Below are 19,284 nucleotides of genomic sequence, written 5' to 3' on the forward strand. Positions count from 1 at the left end.
AATGCACATGACGGCCAAGAACGGGAAGCCGGGCTTCTGGGACAATCTCATCGCGCCAAAGGGCGGCCTGTTCGGCGCGCAGCTCGCGGGCTGGACGCCGGGGCCCGCCGCGAAGTCGGGGCTCGGTTGCCGCGTCCTCACGGACCAGATGGTCGAGGTGGCGCCATCCATCGCGCTCGCCGCCGATGTCTATGTGCCCAAGGCACCCGGCCGCTATCCGGCGGTCGTCTGCTTTGCCGCCTATTCCAAGGAATTGCAGGCCGCCGGCGTCCCGGCCGGCAACAACGAGACCGGCAGCCCGCCGGTCTTCACCGATCGCGGCTATGCCCATGTGATCGTCACCCGCCGTGGCATGGGCCGCTCGGGCGGGGAGGATGCCGTCTACCTGAACGACACCGACGTGGAGGACCACGCCAAGGTCATCGCATGGGCCGCGGCCCAGGCCTGGTGCGACGGCCAGGTGGTGCTGTTCGGCACTTCCTATTACGGGCTGACCCAGCCGCAGGTGGCGCGACTTCGCCCACCCGCCCTGAGGGGCTTCTTCACCAACGAGATGTGCACGGACTTCTTTCGCCACATCGCCATGTTCGGCGGCGCGCCGCAGCCCGATTTCTTCGCCCTCTGGATGGGGGCGAACTTCACGCCCCTGCAGTTCAGGCTACATCTACCGCCGCTGCTGCGCGCGCTGGTGAGCCACATCACCAACTCGCCCCTGAAGCACGTGTGGTGGCCGCAGCTGAAGAAGCGCATGACGCGGATCATGAGAACCTTCCAGCGGCAGGTGCCGACGGCGCAGACGCGGCAGCTGTTCGCCGGCCTCATGCTCGACGGCAAGACCCGGGGGACGAGCGTGCTGCCGGCTGGCCCGTCCGGCGCGCTGGGGGACATAGAGGTGCCGTTCGTGGTGGTGCAGAATGCCGGATATCTCAACCTGCATCAGTTCGGCGCCTACGATCTGTTCGAGAATGCCGGCACGCCGAAGGATCACCGCTGGCTGATCGTCGGCCCTGCGACCTATGACCTGCCGGTCTACGCCTGGCAGTTGGAGGCGCTCGCCTTCTTCGACCATCTCGTCTACGGCGCGGACAACGGCTATGCCGCGCAGCCGCGGGTGCGATACTGGACGGAAGGGGCCAAGGATTATCGCAGCGCGCCGGACTGGCCGCTTCCCGGCAGCACGGCGCTGCGCCTCTACCTCGCCTCCAATGGCGCCGATGCCGCAACCCATCGCCTCGACCCCGCGCCGGGCGAAGGCGGGACGAACCGCTGGGCGGCGGTTCCGCTCGGTGCCATCGTGACGGCGGGCTTCGACGAGGTCGAAAACCAGCGCCTCACCTTCGAGTTGTCGGTGGAGCAAGAGACGGAGCTGACCGGGCCGGTGACGATGAGCCTCTCCTTCAGCTCCAACGAGATCGATTCCTACGTGGTGGCCCGCACCGGCCTCGTCTCGGCGGATGGCGGCTACCAGATCCTTTCCATGGGCGCGATCCGCCCCGCCTGCCGCAGGATCGACGCCGCGCGCTCCACCATGACCGAAATCGCCATCGACATCGACACGCCCGAGCCCCTGACACCCGGCGTGCCGGTTACGCTGCGCTTCAGCCTCACGCCCCAGCCCGTGGTGCTGAAGCCGGGCGAGCGGCTGCGCCTCGACATCGCCAGCCGCACCGATCTCCTGCGCAGCGACGTCAGCCACGGCCACGCCCAGTTCGACATGCAGGTGCCGCCCTATTACGCACGCAATACCCTTCATTACGGACCTGACACCTTCATCGAGCTCAAGCGCGCCAGCCAGCGGTAGGAGAGATTTTCATGTCTGAGGCGACGGCATCGATGGCCACCGCGCTGAGCGGGTACGAACTGCTGGCCGACCCCCAGCTCAACAAGGGCACGGCCTTCTCCGAGGACGAGCGCGACGCCTTCCATCTGCACGGATTGCTGCCGCCCCATGTCTCGACCCTGGACGAGCAGATCTCCCGCGCCCTCCAGTCGCTGCGCCAGTTCGAGACCGATCTGGAGCGCTATGCCTTCCTGCGCGAACTGCAGGACATCAACGAAACCCTGTTCTACGCGACGCTGGTCGGAAACCTGGAAGAGCTGCTGCCCATCGTCTACACGCCCACGGTCGGTGCCGGTTGCCAGCAGTTCAGCCGCCTCTACCACAAGCCGCGCGGCCTCTTCCTCAGCATTCCGCACCAGTCAAGGCTCGACCAGATCTTCGCGCAGCCGCGCTTCGACGCGGTGGAGGCGATCGTGGTGACCGATGGCGAGCGCATCCTGGGGCTAGGAGACCAGGGGGCGGGCGGCATGGGCATCCCCATCGGCAAGCTCGCGCTCTATTCAGGCTGCGGCGGCCTGCATCCGGCCACCACTCTGCCCATCCTGCTCGATGTCGGGACCGACAATGCCGACTGCCTCGCCGATCCACTCTATGTGGGCTGGCGCCACGAGCGCGTGCGGGGGCAGGAGTATGACGACTTCATTGAGGCCTTCGTCTCCGCCGTGATCCGGCGCTGGCCCAAGGTTCTCCTGCAATGGGAGGATTTCGCCAAGAGCAATGCGACGCGCATGCTGGAGCGCTATCGCGACCGGCTCTGCACCTTCAACGACGATGTTCAGGGTACAGCCGCGGTGGCGACCGGCACCTTGCTGGCGGCCATCAACGTCACCGGCGTGCCGCTGACCGAGCAGCGGGTTGCCGTGTTCGGCGCCGGCTCGGCCGGCTGCGGCATCGCCGGCCTGATCCGCTCCGCCATGTGCGATGCCGGCCTGTCGGAAAGCGAGGCGACACAACGCTTCTTCATGGTCGATCGCGACGGGCTGCTGATGGAAGGCATGACCGGCCTTGCGCCGTTCCAGGCCCCCTTCGTGCAGGCCAGACAGGCGATTGAAGGCTGGACGCTCGAACATCCCGACAAGATTGCGCTGCTGGACGTGGTGCGCAATGCGCGACCCACCGTGCTGATCGGCGTCTCCGGCCTGGCGGGCGCTTTCGGCGAGCCGGTCGTCCGCGCCATGGCCGAGTGCAACGCGCGGCCGGTCATCTTTCCGCTGTCGAACCCGACCTCACGGGCGGAGGCGACGCCGGCGGATATCGAGGCATGGAGCGATGGGCGGGCCCTGGTGGGCGTCGGCAGCCCGTTTCCCCCGCTCCTGCGCGACGGCGTCCCCTTCAAGGTGGACCAGACCAACAATTCCTACATCTTTCCCGGTATTGGCCTCGGCGTTCTGGCGGTGGGGGCAAGCCGCGTCACGGACGGCATGTTCATGGCGGCAGCGAAGGCGCTGGCCGACGCGTCGCCGGCGCGCGACAATCCGAGGCACAATCTCCTGCCCCCGGTGAGCGCCCTGCGCGAGGTCGCGGAAAAGGTCGCCCTCGCGGTTGCCATGCAGGCGCTCCGGGACGGCCATGCGCCCGACCTCACAATCGATCAGATCCGGCAGCGCCTGCGTGCCAAGATCTGGACGCCACGTTACATACCGCTCACCGCAACGGGGGCATAAACGCCCCAACCGCGCCGCGCGGGCAACGCGCTCCTCCGGACCGGCCTTCTATTGTCCGCAGACCGACTCCAGCACCCTGACGAAGCCGTCCGCGATCGCCCGCATCGTTGTCGGAGTGGCGAACTCCTCCACATACACGATGTTGGCGATCAGCGTGCCGTCGTAGACCGACACCGAGACATTGGGAAATCTCTTCATCCAGCCCAATGCATACTCAAATCCGGTCACGGCCAGCCGCTCGACCGGCCAGTGAAACAGCACCGTCTGGATGTCGGACACGTTGATGGCGACCGGCGCCTGCTGTGGGCTGCCGAAGGCCCGCGGATAGTTGATGTAGTCGTGAAAAATGCTGCCGTTGGCCAGCCCCTGGTGGATATCGTCAAAGATGAATCGGGCGATCTCCACCATGGGCCGGTCGAGGTCGAGGACGGGCGTGATGTGCCCGGTGATGGCCGTGAACACCAGTTCGGGGGAAACATGGGGCTCGAGCCGCCGGCGCATGTCCACCGATGATCGCATGAGGATCTGGCGCGGGTGGCCATCCGCGACGTCACGTATGGCGAGCGCGAATGCGGCCAGCAGGAGCGCGTGCACGGAAGAGCCGGTGGCGTGGCTCGCCTCCTTCATCCTATGTACAGCATCCACCCCGATCACGATCCGCTCGAGCCGGTGGGTCACGGGGCCGCCGTCATGGGGGGCGGGCATGGGAATCTCGGCAAACTCGCCGGAATAGGACGACGGCGGCGCATCGGTGCCGAGCGCCGCCAGGCTGCGGCTCACGGCTTCATCGACCGGGGTCGGGAACGGCTGCACGCCGAGGGCCGGGGCCTCGCCGCGCACGGCGCAATCGCACATGTGAGCGAGACAGGAATGCAGTTCGATCAGCGATGTCGCGTCAGTGATGGCGTGGGACGTGAGCATGAAGACGTCGATTGCGTCATCGGCAGCGATGACGTGGATGGCATAGAGCGTCTTCGACGTGTCGAGGTCGGCATTCAGCAACTGCGCGTACAATGCCTCGGCGGAGCAGCTATCGGCGGGCAACCAGCTCTCGACAGCGGATCGGTCGTCCGTCCGTTCGACGAAATACCCATCCTCGACCACCGCGCGCAAGATGCCAAATCGCGCTTCGAGATGCGCGACGGCCGCCTCGAACTGCGCCCTGCCGATCGTCCCGGAGATGCTGCTGCGGCTCACGACGATCATGCGCGTGGCGATGTAGATCAATTCCGTGGGCGAGGCTGCGCGATAGACGCTCCGACCCGCCGTGCCCTGTCCGGCCGGCGTCGCTTCACTGAGATCATTGTGCATGTGCGGTCCTGTACGCAGATCAGATTGGAACATGCTGGACGAAGAAGGGGGGCCGCTCGGGCGATCGGCGCTCGCCGGCCATCCGTCGCCCTGCGCTACCCGGCGAGCCGCGCGATCTCCCCGATGACGCGCACGCGCACGCGGCGCGCATTGCCGGGTAGATAGGCGATCGGGATGTCTTCCATGTCGAGCGTCTGCACGCTATTCGCGTCGGCGCCGGCCTCGATGGCCCGTCGCGTCGCCTCCCGGCGCGCGTCCTCGAGCGCCGCGTCGCGCTCGACACCGGAGAAAATGCGGTCCACCTCGCCGCTCACCTGGGCGATGGCGGCGCCCACGGCATTGGCCACCGCATGGTGCTCGATGCGCACCACCTGCGAGACGCCCTCCATGCGATCGGGCACCAGAAAGCTCCCGCCGCCCACCGCGATGAGGGGAACCGGCGCCGCATCCGTCTTCATGCGGTCCACCACCTCGGCAACCATGCGTTCCATGTGCAGGAGGCTGTCGGCCACCAGAGGGCCGGGGAGCCTGCCCACGAGGCCCGACTTTCCCAGCGCGATCCGTCCGGCTGCGACCGCGATGTCCGTGGCGGTCAGCGTGTCGCCGCCGAAGCACAGCGCCTTTTCCGGCAGCCGGAAGCCGACGCTGCCCGGACCGATCCGGCGCCCGTCATCGGCAATCTCCGTGCCGCCGCCGAGACCGATGGAGATCAGGTCCGGCATGCGAAACAGCGTGCGCACCCCGCCGATCTCGACCATCGCATTGGCCTGGCGCGGAAACCCGCCCCTGAGGCAGCCCACATCGGTGGTCGTGCCGCCCACATCCACCACCAGCGCATCGGTCAGGCCCGAAAGGAAGGCCGCGCCGCGCATGCTGTTGGTGGGACCGGAGGCGAAGCAATAGACGGGATGGCGCTCCGCCACCGCCGCCTGCACGATGGTGCCGTCATTCTGGGTGAGATAGAGCGGCGCCGAGATGCCGCTGTCGCGCAGCGCCCGCACGAAGGCCGTCGTGGTGCGCTGCGCGAGACCCTGCAGCCCGGCATTCAACAGCGCCGCATTCTCGCGTTCGAGCAGGCCGATCCGGCCGATCTCGTGGGAAAGCGTGATGCGCGCCGCCGGCATCACCTCCCGCACGATCTCGGCGGCCTCGCGCTCGCATGCGTCGGTGAGGGGGGAGAAGACGCTGGTGATGGCGACCGAACGGATGCCACTGTCGGCGATGCGCTGCGCCTCGCGCCGCACGGCCGCGCGGTCCAGCGGCACCAGGGTCCGCCCGTCATATTCGTGACCGCCGGCCACCATGTGGATGCTTCCCCGCATGGCTGCGGCGAGGTCCTTCGGCCAGCCGATGAAGGGCGGCAGGCCGGCATTGGCGGGCAGGCCGATGCGCAGAGCCGCGACCCGGTCGAGATGGCGGCGCTCCACGACGGCATTGGTGAAATGCGTGGTGCCGATCATCACCGCTTCGATCCGCTCGAGGGCCGGATGGCCGGCGGCTGCGGCGACCAGATCGACCAGCGCCCGGCGCACGCCGTCCGCGACATCGACGGTGGTCGGCCGCTTCAGCGCGGCGAGCACCTTGCCGCCCTCGAGCAGGACGGCATCCGTATTGGTGCCGCCGACGTCGATTCCGATTCGGCTCATGCCGGCTCCTCCCCGAAGACGCTGTGGAAGTCCACGTCATGGCCGAAGGCGCGCGGGCCGACATGCCGTAGCCCCTCCGCGCTGCGATGGATCGGCTGCGATGGCAGGGCGATGACCGTGACCCTTTGGCCGTAACGCAGGCTCTCCGTGCCGATGGCCTCGCCCGAGATGGTGTCGAGCACGCAGATCAGGTCGGGCGTGGTGACGATCACCGCGCCATCGCGCCGGCCGATGGTGAATTCGTTCTGGAACGCGATGTCGAAGGACGCGCCGGCATCGTCACCCAGGCCGGCCAGGCTGAGGGAGCCGCGCAGGAAGCCCTCGGTGGTGCGCCGCTGCACATCCATCACCTTGCCCGTAAACAGCCGCTTGCCGCCGCCGGCAGCCACGGTCGCCTCGACGGGGTCCTCATGGGCCATCTTCGCGCGCCGCACCTCGCGCCCCAGGGCGATGGCCTGCGACAGGCTGCGCAGGACCGCGTGACGCTTCACCTCCGCCCCGGTCCGCGGCGCCTGGCAGGTGGTGGCGACCGATCCATACTCCGTGCAGACCTTGCGCCGCACCCGCTCCATCTCGTGCCAGCCGGAGGCAGTGGGGATAATGACGTCGTTGTCGCGGATGTCCGAGACCACATGCGGTGCCATACCAAGTCCAGCAATGGAGAAGGTCTGCATCTGGGCCTCGGGATAGGCCCGGCCCATGGCGTCAGCATCCACCACGGGCAGGCCGGATGCCGCGGCGACGAGAAGTGGCTGGAAGGCGTTGCAGCCGCCGATCTCCACCGTCATCACCGCCCGGAACGGTCGGCCCAGAAAATCCTCCATGATCCGCACCGGCTTCAAGGCGAAGGCGGCATCGGTCATTCGTTCCTGGAACACCAGCGGCGCGCCCATGGTCGAGACCACGGCGACAACGTCGTCGTCAGCGAGTTCGTCGGGATCGAGAAGGGCGATCCGGCCGCCGTCTTCATAGAATTGCCGGGCGACGAGGTGGGAGGCATAGGGCGATCCGCCGCCTCCCGTCCCGAGAATCCAGGCGCCGATCGCCAGCAGATCGAGTTCTTCCGAATCCAGGAATCGAGGCATCGCGGTTCCTTCTCTGCGGCGGACTGTCATTCCGGCCGCCAAGAACTTTCAGGATTATGTCCTAAATGATAGGCTCTCGGCGCTCCGTACCAAGGTGGTCGAGATAGGGGATAAGGGCTTCCCAGTCCGCGTCCTGCACTGCGGCGGCGAGGTAGCCGTCCGGCCGGACCAGCGAGAGGAGAGCCTCCTCGCCAGACGGACACGCCAGCGCCACCACGAGCCGTGGGAAGTGCGAGGCGAGTTTGGCCGCGCCGCTTCCGCCGCACGCGGTGAATACTGGCGTGTTGCCCGAGCCGAACGGCGCCACGCCAGCCACCGGCCGCACCCGCGCACCCGCCTTCACTTCACCGAGGGAGGGCCCGTTGAGCGGGCTATTGGGATAGCCGATGGAGACTTCCGCCATCAGTCCGGTGATGGCCCTCTGTACCGGTGGCAGTCCCATCAGGATATGGGCGATGAAGTCGCGTACATGCTGCAGCGTGTGATCGGGCAGCGTGCCGATCCGGGTCATGCGCCCCGAGGCCGCGATCACCTGCGCTCCCACCGGCCGGCGCTCCAGATCGTAGCTCTCCAGCAGCGCCGGAGCGGAAGCGACGCCATGGCTCACCAACGCCAGCTTCCATGCAAGATTGATGGCGTCTTGCATGCCGGTATTCATGCCCTGTCCGCCAGCCGGGCTGTGGATGTGGGCGGCGTCGCCAGCGAGGAAGACCCGCCCCGACCGATAGTTTTCTACCTGCCGCTCGTTAATGCGGAACGCGCTGACCCATTCCGTGCCGGTTAGCGTGATCCCCCCGGGGCCGCGGGCCTCCACCATCTTCTGGAAGGCCTTCTGTTCCAGCGCCACGGGTTCCGCTCCGGTCGAGACGCCGAGGCTCGTGATGATCCGCGCGCGGTCGGGCGCCATGGGAAAAAACAGCAGTGGCCCGTCCTCATGCCAGAAGATCGCCATCTGCGAGGACGGGAAGGGATATCCGCTGAGATGAAAATCGCCCTGCGTCCAGTCGAGGCCGAGCGTATCGCCGTGGAATTCCAGGCCAAGCCGATGACGCACTACGCTGTGCGCGCCGTCGCAGGCGACCAGAAAGGCGAAGCGCTTGATGCTCTCCGTGCCGTCCGGCTCCCGCAGGCGGGCGGAAAGGCCATCCTCGTCCTGCTCGAAGCCGAGAAGCTCGACGCCGAGGTCGGGCGTGACGCCGTGGGCTGTGAGGTGACGCCGCAACACGGCTTCAGTCTCGTACTGCGGCACCATCAGCGCGAACGGATACGGCGAGGGAATCTGATCGAGCGACAGCGAGGCCACCGAACGGCCACCCGACAGGATGTTGGCAACGGTGACCTTGTTGCCTATGGCGATGATGTCGGCCGCCGCCCCGGAGCGGTCGAGCAGTTCCAGCGTTCGCGGCCACACCGCGACTGCCCGGGACGTGTGGGTCGGCTCGGGGACCTTGTCGATGATGCGCACTGGGACGCCGTAGCGGGCGAGTTCCAGGGCCATTGTCAGACCCACCGGCCCCGCGCCGGCGATGAGCACCTGCTCCTTCATCCTGTCCTCCCCCTGATATTGTGCTTCGGCCCACCCCGCGGGACGGGCCTCTTGATCTTGCATCATGGCGTCGCCGCAGATGCAGCCGCACTATTCCGTGGGCTGGTCGTTCCTGTTGACGGGCGGACCCAGGAATTCCACGTGCCACTTCAGCCCGAAGGCATTGAGCGCTGCCTGGTCGGGGATGCCGTCATGCATCACCCCGGCCAGCTCGGTGAAGAAGGCAGCCGCATCAAGGGCCGGGGCCATGAGGATGTACTGGCGCGCGGGCTTGTCGGTGACATTGCAGAAGCCGTGCTCGACCCCGCCTGGAATGCTCACCACGTCACCAGCCTCGGCATAGAAGCGCTGGCCGTCCGCCTCATAGAGATACCGGCCCTCGATGACGCGGAAGATCTCCGCTTCGCGGTGGCGATGCCGGGGGGGACCCGCGCCGGGGGCATTGATGGTCTCGATGAAGCAGAACTCGCCCGAACTCGCCGCCGGTGGCATGCGCACGAACAGGTCGAGCCCGATGGCGGGGATCTTGATGGGCGCTTCGGTGCCCCTTGAATGCAGGAAGGATATGGACACGGGGGCCTCCTTGAAACTGAGGTTGACGAGATAAAAATGATCCAGCCTAGTTCTCTTCTTCGAACAGCCAGATCTCGGCGGTGGGCTGGGGCAGGCCGGCGCCTTCGCGCAGGCCTAGGAAGGCGGGGATGCGCCGCTGCTGCTCCGCCGTGAGAGACCCGACGAGAGGCTTCAGCGCGACCGTCACCATCTTCAGGTCGCGCGCCCGCAGAGCCTCGGCGTCGGCAATTCGGTCTAGGATATCCACGAAATCGGCCGGCTGTGGCGCCTTCGCGCGCTCGGCGCGGCGCTCGGCTGACTGCTTCGCCACCGCGCGGATGGCGGCTTCCACCGGCGGCCAGAGCTTTTCCTGCTCAGGGGTCATGTTGATCACCGTCTTCAGCGCGAGAATGCGCGCATTGAGCACGGCCTGCGCATCCGCTGCGCTGTAAAGTTCCACGGCAGGAGGCGCCAGCGGCGTGCCGACGGACGGGGATGTTTGGGCTCGCGCGGTGGGCGCTGCAATGACGAGTGTGCCCATGAGGGCGGCCATGAGGGTGCGGTTCATGGTCAGATCCTTCGTGTCACCGGATTTCAGGGGAGAGACGCCGCTTGCCGTCACTGCCATCCGCCTCCGGGCAGCCGGCCGTGATAGGGGGTGTCGCGGCAATGACCCCAGGGGCCATGCCAATAGCCGGGCGGGCAGCCATTACCGAAATAGCCGTAGGTGGGTGGCAGGTCGTAGACCCACCCGCCGCCCGGCACGCGGCCGGTATAGGGGGTATCGCGACAATGGCCCCAAGGCCCGCGCCACCAGCCCGGGCCGCAGCCCTGGGCGACGGGGGTTAAGACGGCGGACTCTGGCACGGGAGGGCGCGCCAGGGGCATCGCCGAAGCCGGCAGCACCGCCAGCATACCGAGCCACAGGCCGGAAATCAGTCCGAAGGTGTTTCGCATGGGATCACTCGCAGTGAGACGTCCTGGGCCTCGAAGATCGCAGCCCGCACCAAAGGGCCCCCTTGCGGACCCGGTGCCAGGGAATTATCTCCCCCACGCTCACGGCGCATCGACAGAACTGGTGATGCCCTGTCGCCTCTCGGCGCTCCGGCCTCAAATGGCCGTGACCAGCGGCGCCACCGGGGGCCGAGGCCGAATCGATCAAGCTAGATGCGGATCCGCACAATCGAGATGCGGAGATCTGCGTCAGCAGCGATCAGGTGTTGAGCTGCCCCCATGGGGTGGCGCGGTCGCGTTTATGGCCGAAGGACCATATCGAATTTGCGAATACACCGCTCGTAAACTGATGATATCGGACTTTGTATTGACTTGAAACGCAGGCGGAAAGCTCAATATTTACCACGCGAACTCAAACCCATTGACCATCGAGTGGGAGTGATTTTGGCGCCGCCGAGCGATGCCGATTTTTGAGATCTATCGAGAGTAGATCATTGAGAATTACGATATACCTGACGGCATATCGCCTCGTTGTACATCGGCAATTGCATAACTGTCACGGCTTAGATTTTTCGTGGCGGTATTTTGTCGTTATTTCTTGAACATAAAAGGAATTCCCATCCGGGAAGCCCGCCCGCACCAAAGCGGCCTTGTGTGACTGGCGGTGTTCTTGATCACGGAACAGTTGATCTCAGGGCCGTTGCTGGCCCGCATCGCGGACACCAATCCTGCCGTTCAGATCGACGTCGTCTCGGACGAGAGATTTCGCCATCCTCGCGGAGGGATAGGATGCAAGGGTGCGGCTTGGCGAGGTGATCAATCAAGACATGATCGCCATCGTGGTGTCGGGCGAGCAGCACAAGGCGGCGGTTGTCGCACCCGCCTACCTGGGGCGCTTCGGCGAACCTCCGCATCCATCCGAGTTGGCAGCTGATCGACCCGGCGCTCTCTGGCCGATCGGGATGTGTTTCGATCATCGCGTGACGACAATGCCGCGTCAGGACGATCATTCCCACGTCAGGATAGCCGGCGCGGCGCGTCGACCGCCTCTTGCTAAAGTGGAATGGCGTACCGCGCGACTATTCGCGATTGACCCGCGTGACGGACGCGGAAACCGTGAAAGATGGGAGTGCCGCGCAAGCTAAGAGAGCGGGAACTGTCGCGAATACGGTCTGATCCGGTTGCTCGTTCGGAACGGAAACGCGGACTGCAATCCGTTATATACGTTCTCTTTGGAAAAGAGTGGTGGGCGCACTAGGGCTCGAACCTAGGACCCGCTGATTAAGAGTCAGCTGCTCTACCAACTGAGCTATGCGCCCGTCCGGGGTGGCCCCCAGAGGAGGCGTTCGTGTAGCAAATGCGTTTCGGGCTGGCAAGGGCCTCGGACGGCGCGGCGGCGAAGATTTCCACAGGTCTTCCCGCCGCCGCGTCGTCGCTTGAGGTTCTACTCCTTGAACGCTTCCTCGCGGCCCTTCTGCACCGAGGGCAGCAGCACCACCACCAGAGCGGCGACCGCAAGCAGCAGCAGCACGGCGGAGATGGGGCGGGTGACGAACACGGTGGGATCGCCGCGCGAGATCAGCATGGCCCGGCGCAGGTATTCCTCCAGCATGGGCCCGATGACGAAGCCGAGCAGCAGCGGCGCGGGCTCGCAATCGAGCTTCACCAGCGCGTAGCCGAGCACGCCGAACAGCGCCATGGTGTACACGTCGAACACGTTGTTGTTCACGCTGTACACGCCGATGCAGCAGAACGCGATGATGGCCGGGAACATCACGTGGTACGGCACGGTCAGCAGGCGCACCCACATGCCGATGAGCGGCAGGTTGAGCAGCACCAGCATGAAGTTGCCAACCCACATGGAGGCGATGACGCCCCAGAAGAGGTCGGGCTTCTCCGTCACCACGTTCGGGCCGGGCGTGATGCCCTGGATGATGAGGGCGCCGATCATCAGCGCCATCACCGGGTTGGAGGGGATGCCCAGCGTGAGCATGGGGATGAAGGAGGTCTGCGCGCCGGCATTGTTGGCGCTCTCCGGCCCCGCCACACCCTCGATGGCGCCCCGCCCGAACTCGTGCGGGTGCTTCGAGAGCTTCTTCTCGATGGAATAGGAGGCGAAGGAGGAGAGCATGGCGCCGCCGCCCGGCAGGATGCCGAGGAAGGAGCCCAGCGCCGTGCCGCGCAGCACGGGCGCGATGATGCGCTTGAACTCTTCCTTGGTCAGCAGCAGGCTCTTCACCTTGGCCGCCACCAGTGAGCGCTGGTGCTCGTCCTCAAGGTTGCGGATGATCTCGCTGATGCCGAACATGCCCATGGCCAGCGCCACGAAGTCGAAGCCGTCGGAGAGCTCCTGGAGCTCAAAGGTGAAGCGCGGCGTGCCGGTGTAGATGTCCTGGCCCGAGAGGCCGAGGATCAGCCCCAGCACGATCATGGCGATGGCCTTGACCACCGAGCCCGAAGCCAGCGTGACCGAGGCGATGAGGCCGAGCACCATCAGCGAGAAGTATTCCGGCGGCCCGAACTGCAGCGCGAGATTGGCGAGCGGCGGCGCGAACACCGCGAGCAGGAAGGTGGCCACCGAGCCGGCGAAGAAGGAGCCCAGCGCCGCCGTGGCGAGCGCCGCGCCAGCGCGGCCCTTGCGGGCCATCTGGTGACCATCGATGGCGGTGACCACCGACGAGGATTCCCCCGGCAGATTGATGAGGATGGCGGTGGTGGAGCCGCCGTATTGCGCGCCGTAATAAATGCCGGCGAGCATGATGAGGGCGGACACCGGCGGCAGGCCGAAGGTGAGCGGCAGCAGCATGGCGATGGTCGCCACCGGGCCGAGGCCCGGCAGGACGCCGATCAGCGTGCCGAGGAGCGCTCCGACGAAGCAGTAGAGGATGTTCTGAAACGATAGAGCGACCGAGAAGCCGAGGGCGAGATTGTCGAGAAGGTCCATGGTCGCTCCTCAATATCCGCCGAGCCAGGGGCCGAGGATCGGTATTGGCAAGCCGAGCCCCTTGATGAAGACCGCCCAGGCGAAGATCACCATGACCACCGTGTTGGCGATCGCCGTCTTGAAAGTGAACAGGCGCGAGGCCGTCGCCGCGACGAACACGGTGATGCCGAGGGCGGGCAGGAAGCCGAGGGGGCGTACCGCGAACCCGAAGAACACCACCGCGCCGGTGATGATGATGACCGCGCGCCAGGCGATGCCGCTCGGCATCTCGCCGGGAAAGCGCAGGCCGTTGATGAGGATGATGAGCCCGAGGAGGCCAAGGAGGCCTGAGAGCAGGAGCGGGAAATAGCCCGGCCCCATGCGCACCGCGGTGCCCATGGGCAGTTCCTGCGTCTGCCAGGCGAACAGGAGCCCTAGCGCGATGAAGAGGAGTCCCGACAGGACGTCCTTCGGATTGCGGATGATGTTCATGTCCCCCTCATGCCGGCGCCTTTGGGTGCGCTCTGACCGATGGCCTGTGTGCGATCCCGAGCGGCCGACAGTCGGCCCCGTCGGTCATCTACTTCTGTTCCGGATTTCCCTTGGTCGGCGGAATCCGTTGGTGCTGGCATGCGGTCGCCATCTGGCAGGCAATGTTGCCGGAGCGCGGGCAGGCTCTTGGTTGCGCCGGCTGTCGCGCGCACTGGTGGAAAGGCACCACGGCCGTTCGGGGCGGCCGTGATGCTGGATGCGACGCGGGGCGGCGGTCAGTCCGCGTAGACGCCGGCGCTCTGGATCACCGGCTTCCACTTGGCGATCTCGGCGACGACGAAATCCTTGTGGAAGGCGGGGCTGCGACGGTCCTTCGGCTCCGGCTCGGTGCCGAGGTCGGCAAAGCGGGCGACCACCTTGGGATCGTTCAGGGCGACGTCGAGAGCGGCGTTCAGCTTATCGACGATGGCCTTGGGCGTGCCCTTGGGCGCGTAGATGCCATGCCACACCGCAACTTCGAAGTCCTTGATGCCGCTTTCCTGCATGGTGGGCAGGTCCGGCAGGGACTTCACCCGATCCTTGGTCGTGACGGCATAGGCCTTCACCTTGCCGCCCTTGATCTGGCCCGTGGTGTTGGTGGTCTGGTCACACATGAGGTCGATCTGGCCGCCGACGATATCGTTCATCGCCGGGCCCGTGCCTTGATAGGGGACGGTGGTCATCTGCGTGCCGATGCTCGACATGAAGAGCATGCCGCACAGGTGCGAGGCCGAGCCGACGCCGGCATTGCCGTAGGTCACCTTGTCCTTGTTCGCCTTCACATAGCTCACGGCGTCGGCCATGGTCTTGGGCTCGAAGCCGGGCTTGGCGATCATGGTCATGGGCACGGCGGTCACGAGACCCACGGCCTCGAAATCGGTGGCCGGATTGTACGGGAGCTTGCGATAGAGCGTCGCCGCAGTGGCCTGGCCGATGTGGTGGAGCAGGACCGTGTAGCCGTCGGGCGCGGCCTTCGCGACCTGGCCCGCGCCACGAGTGCCACCGGCGCCGCCCACGTTTTCCACGATGACCTGCTGGCCCAGCGTCTTCGACATGGATTCAGCGACGAGCCGCGCCACCGTGTCCGTCGGCCCGCCGGCCGCGAACGGAACCACCATGGTGATCGGCCGCGTGGGATAATCCTGCGCCTTCGCCGGAGCCGATACGGAAATCGCAGCGGCAAGCGCAAGGGCGGCCGAAAGCATTCGCATGGGCATGTCCTCCTCCGGGGGTCGTTCTGTGTCCCCTTGTAGGTTCTTTAGAAAATCGACCCGACCGCTACGTCAAGTCCGAACTTCCGGCAGGCGACGGCAACGGGACACCGCAATCGCAGTCCATCCGCCACCTTCCGGCCGCACCACAGCCACGTTATCCGAACTAAAGACCTAGGACTTAAGGCGTTTTTTGATCGGCTACGATGAGGAACCAGCGCGGCCCGGACCGGTTCTCATGAGTGACCTTGAAAAGGAGACGCCATGAGAATCTCGCGCGCGCCCCTCACCCGGACCTTGCTCTCCACCGTGGCGCTCGCGCTCGCGGTTCCCGCCGTCGCTTCGCTCGCCGTTGCGACGCCGGCAGCCGCGCAGCAGGCGCAGAAGCAAGCCCCGGCCCAGCCCGAGCAGACCGGCCGGGAGCGGGTGGACATCAACATCTTCTACGAGCCGCTGGCCGAGCATGGCAGCTGGGTGCGCCATCCCGATTACGATTACGTGTTCGTCCCGTCGGGCCTCGACGCCTCCTGGCGGCCCTATCAGGAGGGACGCTGGCTCTGGACCGACGATTACGGCTGGTACTGGGATTCGGCAGAGCCCTTTGCCTGGGCCACCTACCATTACGGGCGCTGGGGCTACGAGCAGGCCTATGGCTGGTTCTGGGTGCCCGGCGACACCTGGGCGCCGGCCTGGGTGACGTGGCGCAGCGGTGGCGGCAAGACGGGGTGGGCACCGATCGCCCCCGATTCCCGGGGCTATGCCTATGGCGCGCCGCGGGTGATGGACCCGCCGGTGGCAGAAAGCTGGGTCTTCGTCGAAAACCGCTACCTCGCCGCGCCGGAGCTGGCACTGCATGTGGCGCCCATTGCGCAGATCGCCGTGTGGCTGTCTCGCGACAATCCGCGCGTCTACCAGCCGCGCTATCGCGACGGGGTGGTGACCACCCGCTTCGTCGACCGTAATGACTATGCCAGCGTGATCGAAGGCGGCATCCCCTCCCGCCGGGTTGTCTTCGTGGACAACTACCGGGACGAGTTCGTCGATCGCGGCGGCTATGTGGGCATCTACGGCCCGCGTGTCGCCCGCGCGAACCGCGTTCCCCCGCCGCCGCGCTTCGAACGCGAGCTGCCGCAGGACCGGCGCATCCTGGTGCGGAGCTATGTGGGTGACCGGGTGCCGGGGCTGGCCGCGCCTTCGGCCGCGCTGCTCTCGGTCATAGACGAAAGCCAGCGGCGCCAGCTGCGCGAGCAGCGCTGGTCGGGCAACAACCGCGCCTATGAGCGGGAGATCGACCAGTTGGGCGAGCGCCAGCGCGATCGCATCCAGAAGACCGTGGAGGAGGCGAACCGCAATGCGGGCGCTATGCAGGAGAAGCGTCTGGAGGCCATCAAGGCCCGCAATGAGAAGCTGCAGCAGCGTGTGGAGCAGCGCCAGGAGCGGGCTCAGCAGGTGATCGACAAGATCCGGCAGGAGCGGCCCAACGCCATGCCGGCCCGCGCGACCGACGACAACCGTCCCGGCGGCCCCAACGCCCGTCCCGGGGCGCCCGATACGCCGCAGCGCAACCCGGATGCGCCGACCACGCCGCCCGACCGCACGCCGCCCAATGCGGCGCGTCCCGATGCGCCACGCAGCGGCCAGCCCGAGCGGAGCGAGCGGCAGGCCGAGCCCGACCGCGCCCGCCAGCCCGACACGCCCCCGGCGGCGTCGCCTGCCGAGCGCCGCGACCGGCAGGCCCAGCCCGATCAGGGCCGCCAGCCGGAGACGCCGCCCAACCGGCCGGCGAACCCCTCGCAGGCAAAGCCGGACGGGAACGCACGGCAGGAGCAGGGCGGCGCGCCGAACCGTCCCTCTGTGCCCACCAATCCCGATCGGGGCCGCGAGGACCGTCCCTCCCCCGGGCAGATGGACCAGCCCAAGAACGCGCCCTCCCCGCGCGCGGAGCGGGAGCGTCCCACCCCGGAGCAGCGGGCCGCGCCGGAGCGGCCCCAGCGGCCGGGGGGCGAGCGGGCGCAGACCGACCCCTCGGTGCGCGACCGCTTGCAGCGCTCGCAGGATCCGACGCCGGCCCAGCCGCGGAGCGAGCCGACCACGCCGCCCGCCCGGGAGCGCGCTCAGCCTTCGCCCGCGCCGGGCGCGGGAGCGGCTGGCGCCGCCCGTCCCGCCCCCGCCGCTCCGGCCCGCCCGGGTGGCGCAGGCGGGGCAGCCGGTGCTCCCGGAGGGGCTCCGGACCGCAATTGATCGCGGGTCTCATCCGAAACGAAAAAAGGCCGCCCCTTCGGGCGGCCTTGCTTTTGGTGCAATCGGCGCGGGCCTCAGCCCACCGCGCTCAGCCCACGGCGCTCTGGGCGTTCACGCTCTGGCGCTTCATCTGCAGCTTGTTGAGGGCCGTGATGTAAGCCTGCGCGGACGCGACCAGCGTATCCGGATTGGCGGCGCGGGCGGTGACGACCTTGCCATTCTCCTCCAGCCGCACCGACACCTCGGCCTGCGCGTCCGTGCCCTCGGTGACGGCGTGGACCTGATAGAGATCGAGCTTCGCCTGATGCGGCACCAGAGCCTTGATGGCGTTGAAGGTGGCATCCACGGGGCCATTGCCCTCGGCCTCCTCGGTCTTCACCTCGCCATCCACCGACAAGCGCATGGTGGCCCGCTGCGGGCCATGGGTGCCGGCGATGACCGACAGGGACAGGAGCTTGATTCGGTCGTGGGAGACCGCGATCTCCTGATCCACCAGCGCCTCGATGTCCTCGTCATAGACCACCTTCTTGCGGTCGGCGAGGTCCTTGAAGCGGGAGAAGGCGTCGTTGAGGGCGTTCTCGCCCAGCTCGTAGCCCAGCGTCTTCAGCTTGTCGCGGAAGGCGGCGCGGCCGGAGTGCTTGCCCATCACCAGCGAGGTCTTGGTGACGCCCACGCTCTCGGGGGTCATGATCTCGTAGGTTTCGTTGTGCTTCAGCATCCCGTCCTGGTGGATGCCGCTCTCGTGGGCGAAGGCGTTCCGGCCGACGATGGCCTTGTTGTACTGCACCGGGAACGAGGTGACCGCCGAGACCAGCTTGGACGCGCGGGTGAGCGCGCGGGTGTTGACGCTCGACTGGTAGGGCAGCACGTCACGGCGAACCGAGAGCGCCATCACCACCTCTTCCAGCGCCGCATTGCCCGCGCGCTCGCCGATGCCGTTGATGGTGCACTCGATCTGCCGCGCGCCGCCCTCCAGGCCCGCCAGCGAATTGGCAACGGCGAGACCGAGGTCGTTGTGGCAGTGGACGGAGAAGATCGCCTTGTCCGCGTTCGGCACCTTCTCCCGCATGGTGCGGAACATGGTGCGGTATTCGTCCGGCGTGGCGTAGCCCACCGTGTCCGGCAGGTTGATGGTGGTGGCGCCGCACTTGATGGCCATCTCCACGCAGCGGGCGAGATAGTCCAGCGGGGTGCGGGTGGCGTCCATGGCCGACCACTCCACGTCCTCGACGAGGTTGCGGGCCTGGGTGACGGTGGCGGCGATGATCTCCAGCACCTCCTCCTGCGACTTGCGCATCTGGTGCTCCAGATGGATCGGCGAGGTGGAGACGAAGGTGTGGATGCGGCCGCGACGGGCGTGGCGCACCGCCTCGCCACACCGGGCGATGTCGCCGGGGATGGCGCGGGCGAGGCCGGCGATGGTGGCATTCTTGGCCCGGCGGGCGATCTCCGCGACGCTCTCGAAATCGCCGATGGAGGCGATGGGGAAGCCGGCCTCGATCACGTCCACGCCCATTTCGTCGAGCAGCGCCGCGACCTCCAGCTTCTCCTCGAAGGTCATGGAGGCGCCGGGGCACTGCTCGCCGTCGCGCAGGGTGGTGTCGAAGATGACGACGCGGTCGTTGGCGCCGGCGGGCTTGGCATTGGCAGTCATAAGCGGTGTCCTTCTCGCGTCCGGCGCGGCCCGTCTGGCGGGGATGTTGTCCGGATCATAAGCCGAAACGGGCGCCGGGTCTTCAACCCCGGCGGCGGCTGATCCCCTGAGTGCCCAGGCGCAAGC

At 67.0% G+C, this 19,284-nt stretch carries 14 protein-coding genes and 1 tRNA gene; 3 read left to right on the forward strand and 12 right to left on the reverse strand.

The window, feature by feature from the left end; translation table 11 throughout:
• Positions 1-7 precede the first annotated feature (7 nt).
• Both V5F63_RS19895 and V5F63_RS19900 read left to right on the forward strand, forming a co-directional pair.
• Positions 8-1,801: a CocE/NonD family hydrolase gene (locus V5F63_RS19895; protein ID WP_394103114.1), complete on the forward strand. Its 1,794-nt coding sequence runs from the start codon at positions 8-10 to the stop codon at positions 1,799-1,801.
• A gap of 11 nt (positions 1,802-1,812) precedes the next feature.
• Positions 1,813-3,504, forward strand: a complete 1,692-nt coding sequence (locus V5F63_RS19900; protein ID WP_394103113.1) for an NAD-dependent malic enzyme — start codon at positions 1,813-1,815, stop codon at positions 3,502-3,504.
• A 48-nt stretch (positions 3,505-3,552) separates the two neighbouring features.
• On the opposite strand, the gene V5F63_RS19905 is transcribed toward V5F63_RS19900, so the two are convergent.
• The 11 genes from V5F63_RS19905 to V5F63_RS19955 form a co-directional block, all read right to left on the reverse strand.
• Positions 3,553-4,815, reverse strand: coding sequence for a phthiocerol/phthiodiolone dimycocerosyl transferase family protein (locus tag V5F63_RS19905; RefSeq protein ID WP_394103112.1), 1,263 nt, complete (start codon positions 4,813-4,815; stop codon positions 3,553-3,555).
• A 95-nt stretch (positions 4,816-4,910) separates the two neighbouring features.
• Positions 4,911-6,461: a hydantoinase/oxoprolinase N-terminal domain-containing protein gene (locus V5F63_RS19910; RefSeq protein WP_394103111.1), complete on the reverse strand. Its 1,551-nt coding sequence runs from the start codon at positions 6,459-6,461 to the stop codon at positions 4,911-4,913.
• Positions 6,458-7,546, reverse strand: a complete 1,089-nt coding sequence (locus V5F63_RS19915) for an S-methyl thiohydantoin desulfurase family protein (protein WP_394103110.1) — start codon at positions 7,544-7,546, stop codon at positions 6,458-6,460. The genes V5F63_RS19910 and V5F63_RS19915 overlap by 4 nt, the downstream gene beginning before the upstream one ends.
• Positions 7,547-7,607: 61 nt before the next feature.
• Entirely contained in the window at positions 7,608-9,080 is a 1,473-nt protein-coding gene (locus V5F63_RS19920; RefSeq protein ID WP_394103109.1) for an FAD-dependent monooxygenase, read from the reverse strand.
• A 102-nt stretch (positions 9,081-9,182) separates the two neighbouring features.
• A complete protein-coding gene (locus V5F63_RS19925) occupies positions 9,183-9,665 on the reverse strand; it encodes a cupin domain-containing protein (RefSeq protein ID WP_394103108.1) in 483 nt (160 codons plus the stop codon).
• Positions 9,666-9,711: 46 nt separating this feature from the next.
• Positions 9,712-10,212 carry a Spy/CpxP family protein refolding chaperone gene (locus V5F63_RS19930; protein ID WP_394103107.1) on the reverse strand — a complete coding sequence of 167 codons (501 nt, stop codon included), beginning with the start codon at positions 10,210-10,212 and terminating at the stop codon, positions 9,712-9,714.
• A gap of 50 nt (positions 10,213-10,262) precedes the next feature.
• Positions 10,263-10,601, reverse strand: a complete 339-nt coding sequence (locus tag V5F63_RS19935) for a GCG_CRPN prefix-to-repeats domain-containing protein (RefSeq protein ID WP_394103106.1) — start codon at positions 10,599-10,601, stop codon at positions 10,263-10,265.
• Between the two features lie 1,240 nt (positions 10,602-11,841).
• Positions 11,842-11,917 (reverse strand) — tRNA-Lys (locus V5F63_RS19940).
• A gap of 125 nt (positions 11,918-12,042) precedes the next feature.
• Positions 12,043-13,542: a tripartite tricarboxylate transporter permease gene (locus tag V5F63_RS19945; protein ID WP_209484998.1), complete on the reverse strand. Its 1,500-nt coding sequence runs from the start codon at positions 13,540-13,542 to the stop codon at positions 12,043-12,045.
• Between the two features lie 9 nt (positions 13,543-13,551).
• Entirely contained in the window at positions 13,552-14,013 is a 462-nt protein-coding gene (locus tag V5F63_RS19950; RefSeq protein WP_209485000.1) for a tripartite tricarboxylate transporter TctB family protein, read from the reverse strand.
• Between the two features lie 275 nt (positions 14,014-14,288).
• Positions 14,289-15,263, reverse strand: a complete 975-nt coding sequence (locus V5F63_RS19955) for a tripartite tricarboxylate transporter substrate binding protein BugD (protein ID WP_209489920.1) — start codon at positions 15,261-15,263, stop codon at positions 14,289-14,291.
• Positions 15,264-15,527: 264 nt separating this feature from the next.
• Between V5F63_RS19955 and V5F63_RS19960 the strand changes: the two genes are divergently transcribed.
• Entirely contained in the window at positions 15,528-17,504 is a 1,977-nt protein-coding gene (locus V5F63_RS19960) for a DUF6600 domain-containing protein (protein ID WP_394103105.1), read from the forward strand.
• 88 nt (positions 17,505-17,592) lie between these two features.
• Here V5F63_RS19960 and V5F63_RS19965 read toward each other — a convergent pair whose 3' ends face one another.
• A complete protein-coding gene (locus tag V5F63_RS19965; RefSeq protein ID WP_209485003.1) occupies positions 17,593-19,158 on the reverse strand; it encodes a 2-isopropylmalate synthase in 1,566 nt (521 codons plus the stop codon).
• Between the last annotated feature and the right edge of the window lie 126 nt (positions 19,159-19,284).

It is taken from the genome of Xanthobacter wiegelii (assembly GCF_043193855.2).
In the GTDB taxonomy this organism is placed as follows: domain Bacteria; phylum Pseudomonadota; class Alphaproteobacteria; order Rhizobiales; family Xanthobacteraceae; genus Xanthobacter; species Xanthobacter flavus_A.